Origin of the sequence: Streptomyces glaucosporus (genome assembly GCF_039533345.1) — a bacterium.
GTDB lineage: Bacteria > Actinomycetota > Actinomycetes > Streptomycetales > Streptomycetaceae > Streptomyces > Streptomyces glaucosporus.
The window spans coordinates 172192-190993 of record NZ_BAAATJ010000006.1; the positions used below are offsets into that span (position 1 = coordinate 172192).

General features: G+C 75.2%; 19 protein-coding genes and 6 tRNA genes. 16 read left to right on the plus strand and 9 right to left on the minus strand.

Going from position 1 to position 18802, the window contains the following annotated elements:
- Positions 1–221: 221 nt before the first annotated feature.
- From cobT to ABD358_RS09920, 4 genes are all read left to right on the plus strand, one after another.
- Positions 222–3662 carry a nicotinate-nucleotide--dimethylbenzimidazole phosphoribosyltransferase gene (gene cobT, locus ABD358_RS09905; RefSeq protein ID WP_344630519.1) on the plus strand — a complete coding sequence of 1147 codons (3441 nt, stop codon included), beginning with the start codon at positions 222–224 and terminating at the stop codon, positions 3660–3662.
- 222 nt (positions 3663–3884) lie between these two features.
- Positions 3885–5120: a uroporphyrinogen-III C-methyltransferase gene (cobA, locus tag ABD358_RS09910; protein ID WP_344630520.1), complete on the plus strand. Its 1236-nt coding sequence runs from the start codon at positions 3885–3887 to the stop codon at positions 5118–5120.
- A 49-nt stretch (positions 5121–5169) separates the two neighbouring features.
- Positions 5170–5985: a TrmH family RNA methyltransferase gene (locus ABD358_RS09915; protein WP_344630521.1), complete on the plus strand. Its 816-nt coding sequence runs from the start codon at positions 5170–5172 to the stop codon at positions 5983–5985.
- 251 nt (positions 5986–6236) lie between these two features.
- Entirely contained in the window at positions 6237–6449 is a 213-nt protein-coding gene (locus ABD358_RS09920) for a hypothetical protein (RefSeq protein ID WP_344630522.1), read from the plus strand.
- Positions 6450–6469: 20 nt separating this feature from the next.
- Here the strand turns inward: ABD358_RS09920 and ABD358_RS09925 are convergent, their stop codons facing one another.
- Entirely contained in the window at positions 6470–7831 is a 1362-nt protein-coding gene (locus tag ABD358_RS09925) for a serine/threonine-protein kinase (protein WP_344630523.1), read from the minus strand.
- Between the two features lie 248 nt (positions 7832–8079).
- On the opposite strand from ABD358_RS09925, the gene ABD358_RS09930 reads away from it, so the two are divergent.
- From ABD358_RS09930 to ABD358_RS09945, 4 genes are all read left to right on the plus strand, one after another.
- Positions 8080–8322 (plus strand): hypothetical protein, encoded by a 243-nt coding sequence (locus ABD358_RS09930; RefSeq protein WP_344630524.1) that lies wholly within the window; start codon positions 8080–8082, stop codon positions 8320–8322.
- 234 nt (positions 8323–8556) lie between these two features.
- On the plus strand, positions 8557–8766 hold the full coding sequence (locus ABD358_RS09935) for a hypothetical protein (protein ID WP_344630525.1): 210 nt from the start codon (positions 8557–8559) through the stop codon (positions 8764–8766).
- 223 nt (positions 8767–8989) lie between these two features.
- A complete protein-coding gene (locus ABD358_RS09940; protein WP_344630526.1) occupies positions 8990–9967 on the plus strand; it encodes a phosphotransferase family protein in 978 nt (325 codons plus the stop codon).
- A gap of 148 nt (positions 9968–10115) precedes the next feature.
- Positions 10116–10394, plus strand: coding sequence for a TFIIB-type zinc ribbon-containing protein (locus tag ABD358_RS09945; protein WP_344630527.1), 279 nt, complete (start codon positions 10116–10118; stop codon positions 10392–10394).
- Positions 10395–10458: 64 nt separating this feature from the next.
- On the opposite strand, the gene ABD358_RS09950 is transcribed toward ABD358_RS09945, so the two are convergent.
- The 5 genes from ABD358_RS09950 to ABD358_RS09970 form a co-directional block, all read right to left on the minus strand.
- Positions 10459–10530 (minus strand) — tRNA-Val (locus tag ABD358_RS09950).
- Between the two features lie 19 nt (positions 10531–10549).
- Positions 10550–10621, minus strand: a tRNA-Val gene (locus ABD358_RS09955).
- A 27-nt stretch (positions 10622–10648) separates the two neighbouring features.
- Positions 10649–10720: transfer RNA gene (locus tag ABD358_RS09960), tRNA-Val, on the minus strand.
- Position 10721: 1 nt separating this feature from the next.
- A tRNA-Cys gene (locus ABD358_RS09965) sits at positions 10722–10792 on the minus strand.
- A gap of 27 nt (positions 10793–10819) precedes the next feature.
- Positions 10820–10892, minus strand: a tRNA-Gly gene (locus tag ABD358_RS09970).
- A 134-nt stretch (positions 10893–11026) separates the two neighbouring features.
- Between ABD358_RS09970 and ABD358_RS09975 the strand changes: the two genes are divergently transcribed.
- The 3 genes from ABD358_RS09975 to ABD358_RS09985 all read left to right on the plus strand — a co-directional run bounded on the left by ABD358_RS09975 (position 11027) and on the right by ABD358_RS09985 (position 13911).
- Positions 11027–12133, plus strand: coding sequence for a chorismate-binding protein (locus ABD358_RS09975; RefSeq protein WP_344630528.1), 1107 nt, complete (start codon positions 11027–11029; stop codon positions 12131–12133).
- Positions 12130–12951: an aminotransferase class IV gene (locus ABD358_RS09980; RefSeq protein ID WP_344630529.1), complete on the plus strand. Its 822-nt coding sequence runs from the start codon at positions 12130–12132 to the stop codon at positions 12949–12951. The genes ABD358_RS09975 and ABD358_RS09980 overlap by 4 nt, the downstream gene beginning before the upstream one ends.
- A 129-nt stretch (positions 12952–13080) precedes the next feature.
- Complete coding sequence (locus tag ABD358_RS09985; protein ID WP_344630530.1) at positions 13081–13911, plus strand: GNAT family N-acetyltransferase; 831 nt, start codon at positions 13081–13083, stop codon at positions 13909–13911.
- A gap of 13 nt (positions 13912–13924) precedes the next feature.
- On the opposite strand, the gene ABD358_RS09990 is transcribed toward ABD358_RS09985, so the two are convergent.
- Positions 13925–14458, minus strand: a complete 534-nt coding sequence (locus tag ABD358_RS09990; protein WP_344630531.1) for a DsbA family protein — start codon at positions 14456–14458, stop codon at positions 13925–13927.
- 142 nt (positions 14459–14600) lie between these two features.
- Here ABD358_RS09990 and ABD358_RS09995 point away from each other — a divergent pair, with 142 nt between their 5' ends.
- Together ABD358_RS09995 and ABD358_RS10000 are read left to right on the plus strand one after the other, a co-directional pair.
- Positions 14601–15059, plus strand: coding sequence for a hypothetical protein (locus ABD358_RS09995; protein ID WP_344630532.1), 459 nt, complete (start codon positions 14601–14603; stop codon positions 15057–15059).
- Between the two features lie 75 nt (positions 15060–15134).
- A complete protein-coding gene (locus ABD358_RS10000) occupies positions 15135–15335 on the plus strand; it encodes a hypothetical protein (RefSeq protein ID WP_344630533.1) in 201 nt (66 codons plus the stop codon).
- A gap of 55 nt (positions 15336–15390) precedes the next feature.
- Here ABD358_RS10000 and ABD358_RS10005 read toward each other — a convergent pair whose 3' ends face one another.
- Both ABD358_RS10005 and ABD358_RS10010 read right to left on the minus strand, forming a co-directional pair.
- Positions 15391–15951 (minus strand): CGNR zinc finger domain-containing protein, encoded by a 561-nt coding sequence (locus ABD358_RS10005; protein ID WP_344630534.1) that lies wholly within the window; start codon positions 15949–15951, stop codon positions 15391–15393.
- A gap of 192 nt (positions 15952–16143) precedes the next feature.
- Positions 16144–16557 carry an SsgA family sporulation/cell division regulator gene (locus ABD358_RS10010; protein ID WP_003959770.1) on the minus strand — a complete coding sequence of 138 codons (414 nt, stop codon included), beginning with the start codon at positions 16555–16557 and terminating at the stop codon, positions 16144–16146.
- A 121-nt stretch (positions 16558–16678) separates the two neighbouring features.
- Here ABD358_RS10010 and ABD358_RS10015 point away from each other — a divergent pair, with 121 nt between their 5' ends.
- The 3 genes from ABD358_RS10015 (at position 16679) to ABD358_RS10025 (ending at position 18793) form a co-directional block, all read left to right on the plus strand.
- On the plus strand, positions 16679–17143 hold the full coding sequence (locus ABD358_RS10015) for a TIGR02611 family protein (RefSeq protein ID WP_344630535.1): 465 nt from the start codon (positions 16679–16681) through the stop codon (positions 17141–17143).
- A gap of 74 nt (positions 17144–17217) precedes the next feature.
- Positions 17218–17289: transfer RNA gene (locus ABD358_RS10020), tRNA-Val, on the plus strand.
- Positions 17290–17521: 232 nt separating this feature from the next.
- Positions 17522–18793, plus strand: coding sequence for an ABC transporter substrate-binding protein (locus tag ABD358_RS10025; protein WP_344630536.1), 1272 nt, complete (start codon positions 17522–17524; stop codon positions 18791–18793).
- Positions 18794–18802: the final 9 nt, after the last annotated feature.

The window sequence follows — 18802 nt, forward strand, 5'->3', positions numbered from 1 at the left end:
AGTCGTCCACCCCCGGCCCCCGCGGCGCGCGGTGCCGGGTAGGCTGATGGATCGTTGTGCCGCCACCGGGGTTGACGCTTCGTCCGTCAATGTCCGGATGGTTCAGGCGGGGGTGCGCACCGCACCGTGCCCACGCTCGTTGTTCCCGACGGGGTTCCCGGCGGGAGGGCGCGGCACCCGCTGGGGCTGGAAGGAGCACTACCGATGGGCGAGGGGTACGCATGACTGACACCGGCCAGGTCCCGGGCGAGGGACAGCCGGAGAACGCAGGCGGACAGCCGGAGCAGCCGGGCGCACCGGCTCCCGGCACGTACACCTTCGCGGGCCCGGTGGACGGTGTGGCGGCGGGCGACGAGGACGACCTGCTGCTGCCCGGCGCCCAGGGCGCGTGGAGCGAGGCGGCGGTGTCCGCGCAGCACGCGCACGCGGCGGGCCCGCACGGGACGGACGGCCACGGCGCGGCACAGTACCCGGCGCCTCCCGCGCGGCCGGAGCCGCCGCGGCCCGCCGCGGACCCGCAGGCGACCCACGTCCAGACGTCCCAGGCGCAGGCCGGGGCCGGCCAGACTCCGCCCCGGCCGCTGCACCTGGGCCCGCCCGTACCGGAGCAGTCGGGCGCGGTGCGCTCCCTCGCCGACCGGGGCCCGGCCCCGGCCCCCGGCACGGGAGTCCCGGTCACCCCGGTCGGGCCGATGCACACGCCTCCGCACGCCATGCCCGTCCGGCAGCCGGGGCCGCCCACCATGGGCCCCGAGTACTTCGACGTGGCCCACGAGGAGCCCGCCGCGCCCGCCGCGCCCGCGGCCCCTGCCGCCGAGGACCCCTCCTCGCTGCCCGGCCCCCAGCTCGCCGCGTTCCCCCAGGAGCCCGTCCAGCCGGGCGCCTGGGCGGCCGCCCCCGTCCAGGACTCCCCGCAGGCGTCCGTGGAGACGGCCGCCGGGCAGGCCGGGGCGGCGCCGCAGGAACCCGGTCTCGTCGCGGCCCCGGCCCCGGCTCAGGAGGCCGGCGGGGAGGCGTTCCCGGCGCCGCATCCGGCGCAGGAGCCGGGCCACGAGCAGGACGGGGCGCAGGCCCCCGCCGCCCCGGAGCCCGGGCAGCCGCACCAGGCCCCCGTCCCGGCGCCCGAGGGCGGGACGGCCGTGCCCGCGGGCGAGGCGTCTCCCACCGGGACGTCTCCCGTTGAGGCGTCCCCTGTTGAGGCGTCTCCCGTCGAGGCGGCTCCCGCCGGGGCTCCCGCGGCCGAATCCGTTCCGTCCGCCGAATCCGTTCCGCCCGCCGAGCCCGTTCCGTCGGCCGAGCCCGTCCCGTCGGCCGAGCCCGGGCAGCAGGGCGCGGCGCCGGAGGAGGGCACCGCGCAGCCGTACGCTCCGGCGGCCGAGCCGCAGGCCGGACACGAGGTCCCCACCGCGCAGGAGGAGACCGCCGTGGCCGCCGTTCCGCAGGCCGTGGCCGATGGGACGGGAGAGGCCGTCGCCGCCCCCGAACAGGACTCCGCCGAGCCCCGGCCCGAGCCGGTGGCCGAAACCGTGGCCGAGCCGGTGGCCGAAACCGTGGCCGAGCCGGTGGCCGAGCCGGTGGCCGAGACTCGCCCCGAGCCCGAGCCCGCCGGGGAGCCCTCCGCGCCGGAACCGGCCGCGCCCGAGCAGCAGCTCGCCGTGGCGGCGGTGCCCGGCGCCGGACCGCAGGTGATGGAGGCCGTGCCGGCCGCCGACCTCGCCGCCGCACAGGTCCCCTCGCAGGCTCCCGCCGAGACCCCGGCCCCCGCACCGGAGGACGGGACTCCGCCCGCCGCCGGTGCGGAGCACGAGGAGCGGCCCGCGTCCGACGGACAGAACGAGGAGGAACCGCGGCCGCAGGAGCCCGCCGGGGAGGCGTCCGCCGACCGGACCCCCGACCAGGCCCCTGCCCCGGCCCCCGCCGACAGCGGCCCCGCACCCGCCTACGGCGAGGCCGAGCGCGAGGCGCTCCACCGCGTCATGCGCGAGCGGCGCGACATCCGCAACGGCTTCCGTCCCGACCCGATCCCCGACGAGGTGCTGCTGCGCGTCCTGGAGGCGGCCCACACCGCCCCCAGCGTCGGCCACTCCCAGCCGTGGGACTTCGTCCTCATCCGCTCCGAGGAGACCCGCAGGACGATGCACGAGCTGGCCATGCGCCAGCGGGACGCGTACGCCCGGTCGCTGCCCAGGGCACGCGCCAAGCAGTTCAAGGAGATGAAGGTCGAGGCGATCCTCGACACCCCGGTCAACATCGTCGTCACCGCCGACCCCACCCGCGGCGGCCGCCACACCCTCGGCCGCCACACCCAGCCGCAGATGGCGCCGTACTCCTCCGCGCTCGCCGTGGAGAACCTGTGGCTCGCCGCGCGCGCGGAGGGACTGGGCGTGGGCTGGGTCAGCTTCTTCGACGAGCGCGAGCTGGTCCGGACGCTGGGCCTCCCCGAGCACCTGGAGGTGGTCGCCTACCTGTGCATCGGGTACGTGGACGCCTTCCCCGACGAGCCCGAGCTGGTGCAGGCGGGCTGGTCCAAGCGCCGCCCCCTGTCGTGGGTCGTCCACGAGGAGGCCTACGGCCGCCGTGTGCTGCCGGGCGCGGAGGAGCCGCACGACCTCCTCACCGAGACGCTGGGCGGCATCCGCCCGCTGGACGCCAAGGCGCTCGGCGAGGCCTGGGAGCGGCAGAAGCGGATGACCAAGCCGTCCGGCGCGCTCGGCATGCTGGAGATCATCTCCGCCCAGCTCAGCGGACTGGCCCGGCAGTGCCCCCCGCCGATCCCCGAACCCGCGGCCGTCGCCGTCTTCGCCGGCGACCACGGGGTGCACGCCCAGGGCGTCACGGCCTGGCCGCAGGAGGTCACGGCGCAGATGGTCGCCAACTTCCTCTCCGGCGGCGCGGTCTGCAACGCCTTCGCCAACCAGGTCGGCGCCGAGGTGTGCGTGGTGGACGTGGGCGTGGCGGGCGAACTGCCCAGCACGCCGGGGCTGCTGCCGCGCAAGGTGCGGCCCGGCACGGCGGACTTCACAGCCGGCCCCGCGCTCACGCGGGAGGAGGTGGTGCGCGCGGTCGAGGTGGGCATCGAGACCGCCCGCGACCTGGTCGCGGCGGGCAACAAGGCGCTGCTCACCGGCGAGATGGGCATCGCCAACACCACCGCGTCCGCCGCGCTGATCGCCGTCTTCACCGGCGCCGACCCGGCAGAGGTCACCGGCCGGGGGACCGGCGTCAGCGACGAGATGCACGCCCACAAGGTCGACGTCGTGCGCCGCGCGCTGGAGTTGCACCGGCCCGACGCCGCCGATCCCCTCGGCGTCCTGGCCGCGGTCGGCGGGCTGGAGCACGCCGCGATGGTCGGCCTGATCCTCGGCGGCGCCTCGCTGCGCACCCCCGTGATCCTCGACGGGGTGAGCGCGGGCGCGGCGGCCCTGGTCGCCCGGGCCATCGCCCCCGAGTCCCTGGCGGCCTGCATCGCGGGCCACCGCAGCGCGGAGCCCGGCCACGTCGCCGCGCTGACCAAGCTGGGCCTGCGCCCGCTGATCGACCTCGACCTGAGGCTCGGCGAGGGCACGGGCGCGCTGCTGGCCCTGCCGGTGGTGCAGAGCGCGGCCCGGGCCATGCACGAGGTCGCCACCTTCGACTCGGCGGGCGTCACCGAGAAGAGCTGACGCGGACGACGCCGCCCCGCGGGTCACCGGGAGCCACCGCTCCCGGTGACCCGCGGCACAGCGTGCCGGGCCGCCGCGTCGTAGGCTGCTCGTGCCCGCACCTCCCGTTCGCCGCTCCACCGCCGCAGCGGCGCAGGGCCCCTCCCGGCCGGTCAGGCCGCGGCGGGGCGCCTCCACCGTCCCCGCCAGGCCGGGGATCACCCTCCAAGGAGCCGCACAGCCATGTCCGACCGCCCCGAGCACCCCGCCTACCCCGTGGGACTGCGCCTGACCGGGCGCCGCGTGGTCGTCCTCGGCGGCGGCACCGTCGCCCAGCGGCGGCTGCCCGCGCTGCTGGCGGCGGGTGCCGACGTGCTGCTGATCGCCCCCTCCGCCACCCCCTCGGTGGAGGCCATGGCCGAGGCGGGCGAACTGCGCTGGGAACGCCGCGCCTACCGCCCCGGGGACCTGGACGGCGCCTGGTACGCGGTCGTCGCCACCGACGACGCGGAGGCCAACGCCGCCGCCTCCGCCGAGGCCGAGGAGCGCCGGGTGTGGTGCGTCCGCAGCGACGACGCCGGGGCCGCCACCGCCTGGACCCCGGCCACCGGCCGCAGCGAGGGCGTCACCGTGGCCGTGCTCACCGGCCGCGACCCGCGCCGCTCGGCCGCTGTGCGCGACGCCGTGGTCGAGGGCCTGCGCGACGGCACCCTGTCCGCGCCCCGGCACCGGGCCCGCAGGGCCGGTGTCGCACTGGTCGGCGGCGGGCCCGGCGACCCGGACCTGATCACCGTGCGCGGCCGCCGTCTGCTGGCCGAGGCGGACGTGGTGATCGCCGACCGGCTCGGCCCGCGCGACCTGCTGGACGAACTGCCGCCGCACGTCGAGGTGATCGACGCGGCCAAGATCCCCTACGGCCGGGCGATGGCCCAGGAGGCCATCAACGCCGCCCTCGTGGAGCACGCGCGGGCCGGGAAGTTCGTCGTGCGGCTCAAGGGCGGGGACCCCTTCGTCTTCGGCCGCGGCATGGAGGAGGCCCAGGCCCTGGCCGAGGCCGGGATCCCGGTCACGGTGGTGCCCGGCATCTCCAGCTCCATCAGCGTGCCCGGCGCCGCGGGGATCCCGGTCACCCACCGCGGGGTGGCCCACGAGTTCACCGTCGTCAGCGGCCACGTCGCCCCCGGCGACCCGCGCTCGCTGGTGGACTGGGCGGCCCTGGCGAAGCTGCGCGGCACGCTCGTGCTGCTGATGGCCGTGGAGCGGATCGGCGCCATCGCCCGCGCCCTCGTCGAGCACGGCCGCGACCCGCGGACGCCCGTCGCGGTGGTCCAGGAGGGCACCACGGCGGCCCAGCGCCGGGTGGACGCCACCCTGGCGACCGTGGCGGAGAGGGTCGGGGCGGAGGACGTCCGGCCGCCCGCGGTGATCGTCGTCGGAGAGGTGGTCGGCGTGGGACCGGCCGCCCCCGCGGCCCGGTGACGGCGCCGCGGCATCCGGCGGGGGAGACCGACGGGAGGCGGGAACGACCGTGACGAAGGAGCTCATCGCCGTGGAGGACCCCGGCGATCCGCGCCTGGCCGACTACACCGGCCTGACCGACGTCCAGCTCCGGCGCCGCCGCGAGCCGGCGGAGGGACTGTTCATCGCCGAGGGCGAGAAGGTCATCCGGCGCGCCCTCGGCGCCGGGTACGCGATGCGGTCGATGCTGCTGACGCCCAAGTGGGCCGAGACGATGCGCGACGTGATCGAGGAGGTCCCGGCGCCCGTCTACACCGTCTCCCCGGAGGTGGCCGAGGAGGTCACGGGCTACCACGTCCACCGGGGGGCCCTGGCCTCGATGCACCGCAAGCCCCTCCCGGCCCCGGCGGACCTGCTGGCGGACGCGCGCCGCGTCGTGGTCCTGGAGGCCGTCAACGACCACACCAACGTCGGGGCCCTCTTCCGGAGCGCCGCCGCGCTCGGCATGGACGCGGTGCTGCTCTCCCCGGACTGCGCCGACCCCCTCTACCGGCGTTCCGTCAAGGTCTCCATGGGCGCGGTCCTCCAGGTGCCGTGGACGCGGCTGGAGTCGTGGCCCGGGGACATCGCGGCGCTGCGCGAGGCCGGGTACGTCACGGCGGCGCTCGCGCTGGGCGAGGAGTCGGTGGACCTCCCCGAACTCGTGGCCCGCCGCCACCCCAGGCTCGCGCTGATCCTCGGCTCGGAGGGGAGCGGCCTGCGCCCGTCCACCGTCGCGGCCGCCGACGTGAGCGTGCGGATCCCGATGAGCGCCGGGGTGGACTCGCTCAACGTCGCCGCGGCCGCCGCCGTGGCCTTCTACGCCACCGGCCCCGCCTCGCGGTGAGGCCGGCCGCGGCAGACCGGCGACACCCATTCACCTGAAAAACGGCATTTTTGACACTCAGTGATAAAATAGCCGAAACCGCACTCGGTCGGCGGGGCGGCCGGCGAGAACGCAGGCCGCCCGCTCATGTCGGCAACCACAAGGTCTGTACCGGGGGCGCAGACCTCGGCTTTGCCCCGTCCAGAGGACGGTCGGGTCGAGACCTCCTCGGGCTCCGCCCACCGTCCTTCCGAAGGGAAGGAAGACGACCGGTGAGCACTGAACCCATCCCACACCCCCGTGCGGTCAAGGCCCTGTGGGTCCTGGTGACCGTCCTGTTCTCCGCCCTTGTCGCCGTGGTGGCGGGCATCCTCGCGGGAGCGACGGGGAGACCCTTCCCCGAAGTCGTCCTGCAGGCGGGAGGGGCCTTCGCCGTCACCCTTCCCCTGTGCCTGGCGGTCCTCTCCGCGCTCTCCGTCCTCTGAGCGGCCACGGTGACGGCACGTCAACCGTGCGGGGACTCCCCGGCACGGTAGGAACCGGAGGGCCCGAAGGAGGGGTCGGGGGCGCCGGGGACGGCGGGCCTCTCCAGCCCGCGGGCCGGTCCCTGGCAGCCCTGGGCCGCCGCGATGCCCAGCGCCACCAGCAGCGTCACCGTCACGAACACCACCAGACGCTGGCGCAGGAGCTGCCGGTTCGGAGCGGGCCGCCGCGCTCCGGTCCGGGGAGCGCCCCCGGTGCGCGCCGGACGCCGGGCGGACGGCCGCGCAGGCGTCCGCCCGGCGTCCGCGGCCCGCCCGCCACCGGACGGGCGCGGGGTGTTCCGGGCGGGCGTGTCGCGGGAGGGGGTGCGCGGGACGGCTCCCCTGGACGCGCCCGGCCGGTCCGGTTCCTGACGCCGCGGCACCCCCCGGGAGCCGCGGCTCCCCGAAGGGCGGTCGCCGTCGGGGGCGGTGCGCTGCCGCGCGTACCGCTCCGTGCGCCGCCCGGCCGACGGCCGCGCGGGACGCACGGCCGCCCCGGTCGCGGCGCCCTCCGGCAGTCCGCGCGCCTCACGGGCGGCGATCTCCCGCAGCCGCAGCGACAGTTGCAGCGTGCTCGGCCGGTCCTTCGGGTCCTTCGCCAGGCAGGCCCTGATCAGGGGCTCCAGAGCCGCGTGCACCCCCTGCAGCTGCGGCTCCTCGTGCACCACCCGGTACAGCATCACCTCCGAACTCCCCTGGCCGAACGGGGAGTCCGCGGTCGCCGCGTACGCCAGCGTCGCGCCCAGCGAGAACACGTCCGTCGCCGGGGTCACCGCCGCGCCCCGCACCTGCTCGGGCGCGAGGAAACCCGGCGAGCCCACCGCCGTGCCGACGTGGGTGAGCGTACTGGCCCCCGTCGCCCAGGCGATGCCGAAGTCGATGATGCGCGGGCCCTTGGGCGACAGCAGGATGTTCGACGGCTTCAGGTCCCGGTGCACCACACCGGCCTCGTGCACCGCCACCAGCCCCTCGGCCAGCGCCGCGCCGATCGAGGCGACCTGCGCCACGGGCAGCGGGCCCTCCTCGTTCACCTTGTCGTGCAGTGACGGCCCCGGCACGTACTGTGTCGCGAACCACGGGCGGTCGGCCTCCAGATCGGCCGCCACCAGCCGGGCCGTGCACCCGCCGCGGATCCGCCGCGCCGCCGACACCTCGCGGGCGAAGCGCGAACGGAACTCCGGGTCCTCCGCGAGATCCGGCCGGATCACCTTCAGGGCCACCCGCTGCCCGCGCCGGTCGGACCCCAGGTACACCACGCCCATGCCGCCCGCGCCCAGCCGCCGGTGGAGCCTGAACGAGCCGACGACTCGCGGGTCCTCGCGTCGGAGCCGCATCATCGCCATGTCCTTCCCCTGCCTCCGGCCGACAGGCCCGTCCCCGCCCCCGGCGGGTCGGCCCGGCACTGCCCGGTCCTCTGACGTGCCACAGCTTACGGACTGCGGCCGTTCGGTGCCGATAGGCCGCGCACACCGGGCCCTGCCGATTGTCAGTGCCCGGTGGGACACTCGAAAGGTGGGCGAGCGGGGGCCCACCGAGGGAGAAGTCCTGTTCAGAGGCGCTCAACAAGCCTTCGCAGAAGGGGGATCGCGCTATGAAGGGCGACTGGGTGGAGATCGTGGTGGACGCCGGGGACACCACCCGTACCTACGAGATGGCGGCCACACGTGCGGGCCGGAGGGTCGAGACGCAGGTGCGCAGGGGAGTGGTGGAGGTGAGCGAGGTGACCCGCAACGGCTCGGCCGTCCGCACGGCGCGTTTCATGGCCAACCGGGTGCTGGCCCTGGTGGAGCACCCGGTGCCCCGCGAGGACGGCGCCGCGGAGGGACCGCGCTGACCTCCGGCGGGGCACGTCCCCTCGGGGAAGTCCCGGGCCCGCGGGGGGCGGTCCTCCACCCTGGGGAGTACGCGGGGCGGAGCGGAGTCATCCTGCGGGAGGCCCCGAGTCGGTACGCGGGCATGACGCCGGCGGACCGGCGCCGCGCCTACCGTTGAGGTCAAGCGGCGGGTGCAGCACTCGTCCCCCGAGGTCAGGACACCCGCCGCCCCGAACCACGACAGGAGCGGAACCATGACGCGCACAGCAGGGCGTCCGACGGCTCGGACACACGGGAGCCTGGCGGAAGTCCCCGCCTTCGGCACCCGGCCGGGCAGCCGCCGCCACCCGCTGGTGGCGATCGCCATGGTCCTCCCGCTGGCCGCCCTCCTGGCCGTCGTCTTCGGCGGTGTGGAGGCGGTGGTCACTCAGGCGTCGTCCGTGGCCGGACTGCTGGGGCTCTGACGCTTCGGCGGCAGGGACCGGGCTCGGGAGAGCGGCCCGAGCCGGGGACATCCGGGCACTCACCCCGTGGGGACGGGGGTACGGCGGACGGCGCGGAGCCCGGGCAGCCCAAGGGCTGCCCGGGCGCCGCGCCGTCCGGGCACGTGCGCGCCCGCCGTCCGCCCGGCGCGGCCCGTACGATCCGTTGACGGCCCGCGCCGCGGGCCCACCACCGGGGGAGGCCATGGACGCACCGCTCACCGAGCACCTGGCGCGCCGGGCGGCGGCCGCCGCCCGCGCCGCGGCCACCGCCGCCGGCCGGCCGGTGGTGCTCGCACGGCGGGCCGACGCCACCGTCGTCCGCAGCGGAGGCGTCGTGGCCAAGGCCCACGCCCCCGACGGCGACCCGGAGCGGCTCGCCGCCCGGCTGCGCATCGCCGCGCACCCCCTGCTGAGCCACGTCCTGCTCGCGCCCCTGACCCGTCCCGCTCCGGGCGACGGGACGGGGACGGCGGGGACGGCGGAGGAGGGGGCGCTGCTGGAGATCCTCCCCGGCGGCCGTCCGGTGAGCCTGTGGCCGTACGGCGTCCCCGTCGATCCCGACGCTCCCGAGGCCGCGCCCTGGGAGGCGGCCGGCACGCTGCTGGCACACCTGCACACCGTGCCCGTCGCCGCCCTGCCCGGCCCGGTCCCCCCGGCGCGCGGCCCGGCCAAGGCGGCCCGCGCCCTGGAGGCGATGCGCCGCGCGGTCCGCCCCACCGCCGCCTCCCGGACCATCGGGGCGGCCTGGGCGTCCCTGCCCGCCCAAGTGCGTGCGACGGCTCCGCCCCCGCACGGGGGCGGCCTCTGCCACGGCGACCTCCACCTGGGGCAACTGGTCCGGCATCCGGCGCCGGGCGGGCCCTGGCGGCTCATCGACGTCGACGACCTGGGCCTGGGGGACCCGGCCTGGGATCTGGCCCGGCCCGCCGCCTGGTTCGCCGCCGGCCTGCTCCCGCCCGCTGCTTTCGGCCGCTTCCTGGACGCCTACCGGGCCGCGGGCGGCCCCGCCGTCCCCGGCGGCACCGAGGACCCCTGGCCCCGGCTGGACGCGCCCGCGCGGGCCCTGACCGTTCAGATGGCGGCCCGCGCCCTGATCGGAGCCGAGGCGGAAGGACGCCTCCCGGACGAGGTCGAGCGGGCGCTGCTCGACGCCTGCGCCCGCATCGCGGCCACCGCGTGAGACGGCGTCCCGCGCGGACCACGACCACCCTCCGCACGGATGGGTGCGAACGAATGTGCCCGGAAACGCATCCGGAACACCCCCTCCGCGCGTCACAACGGACATGACGGCCGCACAGCCGCCACGGACATACGAGGAGAGGCCGCAGATGCAGTGTCCCAAGTGCCGAGCACCCATGCAGACCTACACCCGCAGCGGAGTCCAGATCGAGCAGTGCAGCGGCTGCCGGGGGGTCTTCCTCGACTACGGCGAACTGGAGGCCCTCACCCGCCTCGAGGCGCAGTGGTCGCAGCCCGCCCCGCCCCCGCCGCCGGGCCCGGCCGCTCAGCCCTACCCGGCCCCGCCCGCCTGGGGAGCCCCGCACCACGGCCACCACGGGCACCACGGCCACCACAGGAGCTTCAGCCGGATGCTGTTCTCCTCCTGACCCGGGCATCCCGGCCCGGAACACGGCGAAGGGCCGGAGCGTCAGGCTCCGGCCCTTCGGGGTGTGGACGATACTGGGATTGAACCAGTGACCTCTTCCGTGTCAGGGAAGCGCTCTCCCGCTGAGCTAATCGTCCGCCAGGCGGTTGTTCCGCGTGCGCGATACTGGGATTGAACCAGTGACCTCTTCCGTGTCAGGGAAGCGCTCTCCCGCTGAGCTAATCGCGCTGGGCAAGGACCCCGCAGGGCCCTCAGTGGACGATACTGGGATTGAACCAGTGACCTCTTCCGTGTCAGGGAAGCGCTCTCCCGCTGAGCTAATCGTCCGAGGTGGAGACGGGATTTGAACCCGTGTAGACGGCTTTGCAGGCCGTTGCCTCGCCTCTCGGCCACTCCACCAGTGCGGGGGCCGGAAGACCCCCATCGAGCGGACGACGAGACTCGAACTCGCGACATCCACCTTGGCAAGGTGGTGCTCTACCAACTGAGCTACGTCCGCACTGCGACCCCCGGAGCACGCCCGGGAGCTGCCGCCTCCGGCCGCTCACGCGCCCGGTGACGTCATGAACTTTAGCGGATTCCCCGGCCAGCTCAAATTCCGTTTCCCCAGCGTGCCCGCCATAGACTCGCCGCGTGCACGATCCGGCCCCTCTCGCCCGCTTCGGAAACGTCGTCGCCTCCGGCCTGCGGGATGTCACCAGCGACCCCGGAGCCCTGGACTCCACGGGCTGGTGGGCGGTGGTCGCCGACTTCGAGGGACGCCTGGTCTGCGCCCGTTTCGACGACGTGCGGACCGCCGCCCCGCCCCGGCCGCGCCCCGGCGGCTGGCGGGGGCCGGCGGCGGGGGACTGGACGTCCTCCCTGGGCCGGGCCGCCTACGTGTCGGGGGTGCGCCGCATCCGCGAGCACATAGCCGCGGGCGAGGTGTACCAGGCCAACCTCTGCCGGGTGCTCACCGCGCCGCTGCCGGACCCGGACGCCGCCGACCCCGACGAGCTGACCGCGCTCCTCGCCCGCGGCAACCCGGCCCCCCACGCGGGCACCGTCCGCCTCCCCGCCCACGGGATCGAGGTGGCCACCGCCTCGCCCGAGCTGTACCTCGCCCGCCGCGGCCGCACGGTGGAGTCCCGCCCGATCAAGGGCACCGGGCGCGCCCCGGAGGACCTGCTGGAGAAGGACCGCGCCGAGAACGTGATGATCGTCGACCTGGTCCGCAACGACCTCGGCCGGGTCTGCGCCGCGGGATCGGTCACCGTCCCGGCCCTGTGCGCCGTCGAGCCGCACCCCGGACTCGTCCACCTCGTCTCCACCGTCCGCGGCGAACTGGCGCCGGGGGCGGGCTGGGCCGAGCTGCTGGCCCACACCTTCCCGCCCGGCTCGGTCACCGGCGCCCCCAAGTCCAGCGCCCTGCGCGTCATCCGCGCCCTGGAGACCGCCCCCCGCGGCCCGTACTGCGGCGGCATCGGCTGGGTGGACGCCGACCGCGGCACCGGCGAGCTGGCCGTGGGCATCCGCACCTTCTGGATCGACCGCGCCGCGCCCGGCGGCCCGGTGCTGCGCTTCGGCACCGGCGCCGGGATCACCTGGGGATCGGACCCGCAGCGGGAGTGGGAGGAGACCGAGCTCAAGGCGTCCCGGCTGCTCGCGGTAGCGTCGGGGGAGTACGGGACGGCGGCCCGGGAGGCCGCCGCGGTCCGTGCGACGGGCACGGCAGGCAGGACCGGAGGAGCAACACCATGACGCTGATCTGGGTGGACGGAGAGCTGCGCGACGCGGACGCCGCGCGGGTGTCCGTGTTCGACCACGGACTGACCGTCGGCGACGGGGTCTTCGAGACGCTCAAGGTCGCCGACGGCCGCCCCTTCGCCCTCACCCGCCACCTGGACCGGCTCGCCGCCTCCGCCCGGGGCCTGGGCCTGCCCGAGCCGGACGAGGACGAGGTGCGCCGCGCCTGCGCCGCCGTCGTCGAGGCCAACCCCGTGCCGCTGGGACGGCTGCGGATCACCTACACCGGCGGGCCGTCCCCGCTGGGCTCCGACCGCGGCGACGCCCCGCCCACCCTGGTCGTCGCCCTGAGCGGGATCGCGCCGAGGCCCGACACCACCGCCGTGGTCACCGTGCCGTGGGTCCGCAACGAGCGCGGCGCGCTGACCGGTCTGAAGACCACCTCGTACGGCGAGAACGTCGTCGCGCTCGCCCGCGCCCACCGGCAGGGCGCCTCCGAGGCCCTGTTCGCCAACACGGTCGGCCGGCTGTGCGAGGGCACCGGCTCCAACGTCTTCGTCGTCCTCGACGGGGAGCTGCACACCCCGCCCCTGTCCTCCGGCTGCCTCGCCGGCGTCACCCGCGCCCTGGTGCTGGAGTGGACGGGGGCGAAGGAGACCGACCTGCCGCTGGACGCCCTGACGCGGGCCGAGGAGGTCTTCCTCACCTCCACCACCCGCGACGTCCAGGCCGTCCACCGGGTCGACGGCCGCGAGCTGCCCGCCCCGGGACCGGTCACCGCCAAGGCGATGCGGGTCTTCGCCGAGCGCTCCGCGGCCGACATCGATCCGTGAGGCGATCCGTGAGGCGACCCGTGCGGCGACCCGTGCGGCGGCTCCCGCGGGACCTGTGGGACGGCCCCGCGGGACCCGCCCGCCCGGCGCCCGGTGACAGCGGCGCGCCGCCCGGGTAGGAACCGGGGGATGACCACGACCCTGCGCCCCACCGGACCCGAGCGGCGCGCCGAGGACGGCGCCCGCTCCCGCTCGTACGATATCTGCGTCAACGGCCGGCCCGTCGGCGGCGTGCGGCTGGCCACGGACGGGCGCTTCGGCCCGTCGGCCGGCCGCATCGAGGAACTCGCCGTCCACGGGCCCGACCGCCGCCGGGGCCGGGGCACCGTCGCCGCGCTCGCCTCGGAGGAGGTGCTGCGCGGCTGGGGCTGCCGCCGGGTCGAGGCGAGCGTCCCGGCGGACGCCGTCCCCGCCCTGCGGCTCGCCGCCGCCCTGGGCTACACCGAGCGCAACCGGAACATGGCCAAGGAGCTCTCCGAACTCCCCGCGCTGCCCGCCGGAAGCGAGCTGCGCCCGCTGGGGGCCGCGGAGTACCCGCAGTGGCTGGAGAGCCGCCGGGCCGGGTACGCCCGGGCCTGGGAGGAACAGGGCGTGCCTCCCGGGGAGGCCGGGCGCAGGTCCGAGGCCGACCACGCCGAGCTGCTGCCGGACGGCCCCGGCACCGCCGGCACCGCCCTGCGCGTCCTGGTCCACGACGGGGTGGACGTCGGCACGCTCTGGGTCGCGCACACCGGTCCGCGGTGGGAGGGCGGCTGGGTCCTGGACGTCGAGGTGGCGCCGGAGCACCGCGGCCGGGGCCACGGCCGCACCCTGATGCTCGCCGCCGAGCGCGAGTGCCTGGCGGCCGGGGTGCGCACGCTGGGCCTCAACGTCTTCACCGCGAACACCCCGGCGCTGCGGCTGTACGAGTCGCTCGGCTACCGGCCGACCGTCCACCACCTGTACAAGCCGCTGCTCTGACGGCCGGGCGGGGTCAGCGGTCCCGGCCGCTCCCCTCGGCCAGCAGGCGGTCGGCGATCTCCTCGATCCGCTCCAGCAGACCCTCCTGGCTCTTCCCGCCGTCCAGCCGCTCACCGCCGATCACATAGGTCGGAGTGCCGGTGACCCCGATCGCCCGGCCCTCGGCCTGGTCGGCGTCGACGACCAGCATGTGCCGCCCGTCGATCAGCGCGAGCTCCATCTCCTCGGTGTCCAGCTCCAGCTTCCCGGCCACCTCCAGCAGCAGCTCCTCACCCCGCCTGCCCAGCTCCTCGGCGCGGGCCAGGACAGCCGCGACGTACGCGTCGCCGCGCCCCTGCGCGTACGCCTCCTCGGCGGCCTGCGCGGCGGCGTAGGCGTGGCGGTGCTTCTCCAGGGGGAAGTGGCGCAGCCGGATCTCCAGGGCGTACCCGTAGCGCTCGCGCAGCGTGCGCAGGTCGGCCAGGGCCCGGTAGCAGTCGGGGCACTGCAGCTCGCACCAGACGTCCAGGACGGGGCGGGCGGGGTGGTCGGGGTGGGTGTCGTTCATGGTGCCAGTCTTCCAGCCCCGGCGTCCCCGCCGCCCTGAAGGGCGCGGGCCTCGGCCGGGAGGAGGAGGGCGTCCCGGAGATTCCCCCGAGGCGTTCCGCGGAGCATGGCACATATGGGGTGGAAGGCGGCACGATGGAGAGATGCTGACCACAACCGTCTGCGCGGCTCTCTCCGCGGCGGGCCTGGCCGTCGCCCTCCTGACGGCCTTCCGCCGCCGGTTCGCCGCCGCCACGCGTATCGCCGCCGTCTCCCTGGTGCCCGTCGGGCTGGCGATGTCCGGCCTGGTGGGACTCTTCGGCAAGGTGGGCGGTGCGGTGACGGCCTGGGCCTCCGACCTGGTGCTCAAACCCACGGTCTGGGCGGGCTTCGGCGTGCTCGCCCTCGCGGTGATGCTCTACGTGGCGGGCCGTGCCGCCGGGAGGCGGTCGCGCGGCCGTGCGGGCGGCCGGTCCGGGCGGGGGGAGCGGCAGGCGGCGGAGTCCGGCGCGTCGCGTCCCGCCCTGGGCGGCGACGACCGCGGGCGGCGGCCCGCCGCGGACACCGGCGACGCGGACGACTTCTCGGACATCGAGGCGATCCTGCGGAAGCACGGCATCTGAATCCGGTGAACCCCGGTGCCGCCGGGGTGTGTTGACGCCGTGCGGCGGCCCGTTCTGCGCCATGATCGCGGCGAGATGCAGCACACCACCGGGGACCGCCTCCCCAGCACCAGCACCGGCGCCCGGGCCGGATCCCGGCCCGACGGTCCGCCCGGCGGCTCCGCGGAGTCCCGCGGTTGCCTGTTCGCCCTCTCCCAGCCTCCGCTGATGATCTTTCTCGCCGTCGTGGCGACTCTGGTCCTCCTGGCGGCGGTGCACGACCTGTTCCTGCTGTGAGCGGCGGGGCGGTCCGGCCGGACCGTCGCGGGCGCCCGCGCGCCGCGGGACCGCGTCAGCTTCCGGCCGACCCGCGCTGCCGCGCCCGGTAGGCGGCCACGTGGAGACGGTTGCCGCAGGTGCGGCTGTCGCAGTAGCGGCGCGAGCGGTTCCGGGACAGGTCGATGAAGGCGCGGCGGCAGTCGGGGGCCGCGCAGCGGCGCAGCCGCTCCAGTTCCCCGGCGACGAGCAGGAAGGCCAGGGCCATGCCCCCGTCGGCGGCGAGGTGGTCGGCGACGGAGGCGCCCGGGGCGAAGTAGTGGATGTGCCAGTCGTAGCCGTCGTGGTCGGTGAGCTGCGGTGTGGTCCCGGCCGCGGCGACCAGTGTGTTCACCAGCTCGGCGGCGCCGCGCGCGTCGGGGGCGGCGAACACCTCGCCGAACCGCTCGCGCACGCCCCGCACGGCGGCCAGGTCCGTCTCGTCCAGGGCGTTCACACCGCTGATGGAGTTGCGGTCGACGAAGGCGCGCAGGGCCTCCAGGTCCGTGAGGGAGTCGGGCGTGTGCTCGTCGGGGGCGGTGTTGAGCAGGTCGACGACGCAGTCGAGCGCGCACCGGGTGTCGTGGTTGATCAGCACGGTCGTCGCTCCCTGGCCGGTGTCTCGTCGGCAGCCCTGCGGGCCCTGCTGCGGTGAGACTCTAGCCGCTTCCGGGCACGGCGAAGCCGCCGCCACGGGTCACCGTGGCGGCGGCGCGGCCGTCGCGGGCGGTCGGGAGCCGGGCCCCGAGCCGTCGCCCCGAGTCGGACGGCAGCGGAGCCCCCGGGTTCCTCAGCTCTCCGCGAGGATGTGGGAGAGCTCGGTGTCGAGGTCGAAGTGCCGGTGCTCGGTGCCCGGGGGCACCGCGGCATCGGTCCGCTTGAGGAAGGACTCCAGGGCCCGTGCGGGGGCCTCCAGCAGCGCCTCGCCCTCCGGGGAGCTGAGAGCGATGCAGACGACGCCCTGACCGTGGCTGCGGGACGGCCACACACGGACGTCACCCGTTCCGGTCGGGCGGTGCAGCCCCTCCGCGAGGAGGTCGCGGGCGAACACCCATTCGACGGTCTCCTCGGCGCCGGTGTGGAAGGTGGCGTGGACGGCGTACGGGTCGGCCGTGTCATACCGCAGGCCCGCGGGTACGGGCAGGGAGGACTCGCTCGATACAACGAGGCGCAGGTGCAGCTCGCAGCTGACCGTGGTGTTCATAAGCGCCAGGGCCTTTCGCTCAGTGTGCGCTCGGGGATTCGCACGTCGGCGAGTTCGACATGCCACCTACGAGACTGTTGTAAACCACTCTGCCCCTTTTGTTGCCCTTCATATCATTCAGATGGAGGAATGCGGTTTTGGGGAGATCGGCCGTTCGGGCGAGCGGTCGGACGGCTCGGGTAGTGTGGGGCGGGTGGAAACCGAGAGTAAGGAACGGGCCCTCGGTTCGCGGGCGCCGCGCTTCATCAGGTCCTCCCGCGCACTCCATCTGAGTTGGCAGGTGGGCGTCTTCCTGGTCGGGCTCGCCGTGGTGGTCGCCGGAGCGCTGATGCTCGTGCTTCCCGGACCGGGCTGGCTGGTGATCTTCGCGGGGCTGGCGATCTGGGCGACGGAGTTCGTCTGGGCGCAGATCGTCCTGCGGTGGACGCGGCGCAAGGTCTCGGAGGCGGCCAAGCGCGCGCTCGACCCGAGGGTGCGGCGGCGCAACATGCTCCTCACGGTGCTGGGCGTGGCCATCGCGGCGGTCCTGGTGGGCGCCTACCTGGTCTGGTACGGACCGGCCGTGCCGTGGGAGATCAAGGGCTGAGCGGATGCCGGCCCCTTCGGGGCGCGGGGGGTCACGAGCAGCCGCTGACATGCGGTAATGTTGGCGGCGCACCCGGGCGATTAGCTCAGCGGGAGAGCGCTTCGTTCACACCGAAGAGGTCACTGGTTCGATCCCAGTATCGCCCACCGCCACCGGGGTTCCGGGAGACGGCGACGTCTCCCGGAACCCCGGTTTTCCGTATCTGCGCCCGTGCGGTCGCGGGGGTGTCCGGGAGGGAATCGCGGGCGGTCGCCGGTGAATTCTGTCCGAACCGTTGACGCCCCTGTCACACGTCCTTAGGTTAGCCCGGCAAGCGCTTGCCTAAAACGTTTCAAGCACTCGGGGTGGCGGGACGTACCCGCCCGGGAGGGGCGTGTCATGAGTTCTCGACGGAGCAGGATCGCAGGTCTGCGGACGCTCGGCGCCGGTCTTGCCGCACTGGGGCTGCTCGCCTCCGGATGCGGCGGCGGCGACGGCGGCGCGGACGGCAAGGTGACGATCCGCTACTCCTGGTGGGGCGCGCAGGACCGGGCCGACCTGATCAACAAGACCATCGACCTGTTCGAGAAAGAGCACCCGAACATCGAGGTCAAGACCGACTTCCAGGAGTACGGCGACTTCTGGACGAAGTTCAACACCCAGGCCGCGGGCGGCAACCCGCCGGACGTCTTCCAGAACTCCCACGCCTTCCTGCGCAAGTACGGGCAGAAGAACCTGCTGCTCGACCTCAGCGCCCAGGTGAAGGCGGGCAACCTGGACCTCGGCGACTTCCGGCAGGGCCTGGAGAAGGCCGGCGAGGTCGACGGCAAGCTCCTGGGCATCCCGGTGGGCGCCAACACCTTCTCCCTCGTCTACGACGTGGAGGCGTTCAAGAAGGCCGGCGTCACTCCCGAGCCCGGCTGGACCTGGGAGGACTTCGACAAGGCCGTCGAGAAGATCGGCGACCCGGAGAAGGACTTCTGGGGCGCCAGCGACAACGGCGGCGTCATGTACCTGTACGACCTGTACCTGCGCCAGCAGGGCAAGGCGTTCTTCACCGAGAAGGGGCTCGGCTTCACCGAGGCCGACCTGAAGAAGTGGTGGGGCGACCACAACAGGAAGAGCAAGGAGGGGCTGCTCGTCCCGGCCAAGCAGTCCGAGCAGGTCAAGCCCAAGTCCTCGGTCAGCGCCGGCCTGTCGGCCGCCGAGTTCACCTGGGACAACTTCCTGGTCCGCTACACCTCCGAGACCGACAGGGAGCTCGCCCTGGCGCCGATCCCGACCACGGACGGCAAGAAGACCGGGCAGTACCTCTCCTCGCTGATGCTCAGCGCCTCCGCCCGCACCAAGCACCCGGAGGAGGTCGCCACGTTCATCGACTTCATGGTCAACGACCCCGAGGTCGGGAAGATCATGGGCTACAACCGCGGCGTCCTGCCGACCAACGCGCAGTTCGAGGCGTACAAGCCCAAGGGCCCCGACGCGCAGATCGCCGAGTACGAGAACAGCGTCACCGAGTACCTGGAGCCCATCACGCCGCACCCGGCCGGCGCCGACACCGTCGAGGCCGCCTTCCTGAGCATCTACGGTTCGGTCGCCCAGGGCACCACCTCGGTCGACGACGGGGTCGCCCAGTTCTTCGACGAGGCGAAGACCGCGCTCGGCTCCTGACCCAGAGGA

Coding starts and splice junctions, on each gene's coding strand:
- ABD358_RS09995 (WP_344630532.1), top strand. CDS start 14,601: ATGCTGACCACAACCGTCTGCGCGGCTCTCTCCGCGGCGGGCCTGGCC.
- ABD358_RS10010 (WP_003959770.1), bottom strand. CDS start 16,557: ATGAACACCACGGTCAGCTGCGAGCTGCACCTGCGCCTCGTTGTATCG.
- cobT (WP_344630519.1), top strand. CDS start 222: ATGACTGACACCGGCCAGGTCCCGGGCGAGGGACAGCCGGAGAACGCA.
- ABD358_RS09980 (WP_344630529.1), top strand. CDS start 12,130: ATGACGCTGATCTGGGTGGACGGAGAGCTGCGCGACGCGGACGCCGCG.
- ABD358_RS09945 (WP_344630527.1), top strand. CDS start 10,116: ATGCAGTGTCCCAAGTGCCGAGCACCCATGCAGACCTACACCCGCAGC.
- ABD358_RS09935 (WP_344630525.1), top strand. CDS start 8,557: ATGACGCGCACAGCAGGGCGTCCGACGGCTCGGACACACGGGAGCCTG.
- ABD358_RS09940 (WP_344630526.1), top strand. CDS start 8,990: ATGGACGCACCGCTCACCGAGCACCTGGCGCGCCGGGCGGCGGCCGCC.
- ABD358_RS09985 (WP_344630530.1), top strand. CDS start 13,081: ATGACCACGACCCTGCGCCCCACCGGACCCGAGCGGCGCGCCGAGGAC.
- ABD358_RS10000 (WP_344630533.1), top strand. CDS start 15,135: ATGCAGCACACCACCGGGGACCGCCTCCCCAGCACCAGCACCGGCGCC.
- ABD358_RS10025 (WP_344630536.1), top strand. CDS start 17,522: ATGAGTTCTCGACGGAGCAGGATCGCAGGTCTGCGGACGCTCGGCGCC.
- ABD358_RS09925 (WP_344630523.1), bottom strand. CDS start 7,831: ATGGCGATGATGCGGCTCCGACGCGAGGACCCGCGAGTCGTCGGCTCG.
- cobA (WP_344630520.1), top strand. CDS start 3,885: ATGTCCGACCGCCCCGAGCACCCCGCCTACCCCGTGGGACTGCGCCTG.
- ABD358_RS10015 (WP_344630535.1), top strand. CDS start 16,679: ATGGAGGAATGCGGTTTTGGGGAGATCGGCCGTTCGGGCGAGCGGTCG.
- ABD358_RS09930 (WP_344630524.1), top strand. CDS start 8,080: ATGAAGGGCGACTGGGTGGAGATCGTGGTGGACGCCGGGGACACCACC.
- ABD358_RS09990 (WP_344630531.1), bottom strand. CDS start 14,458: ATGAACGACACCCACCCCGACCACCCCGCCCGCCCCGTCCTGGACGTC.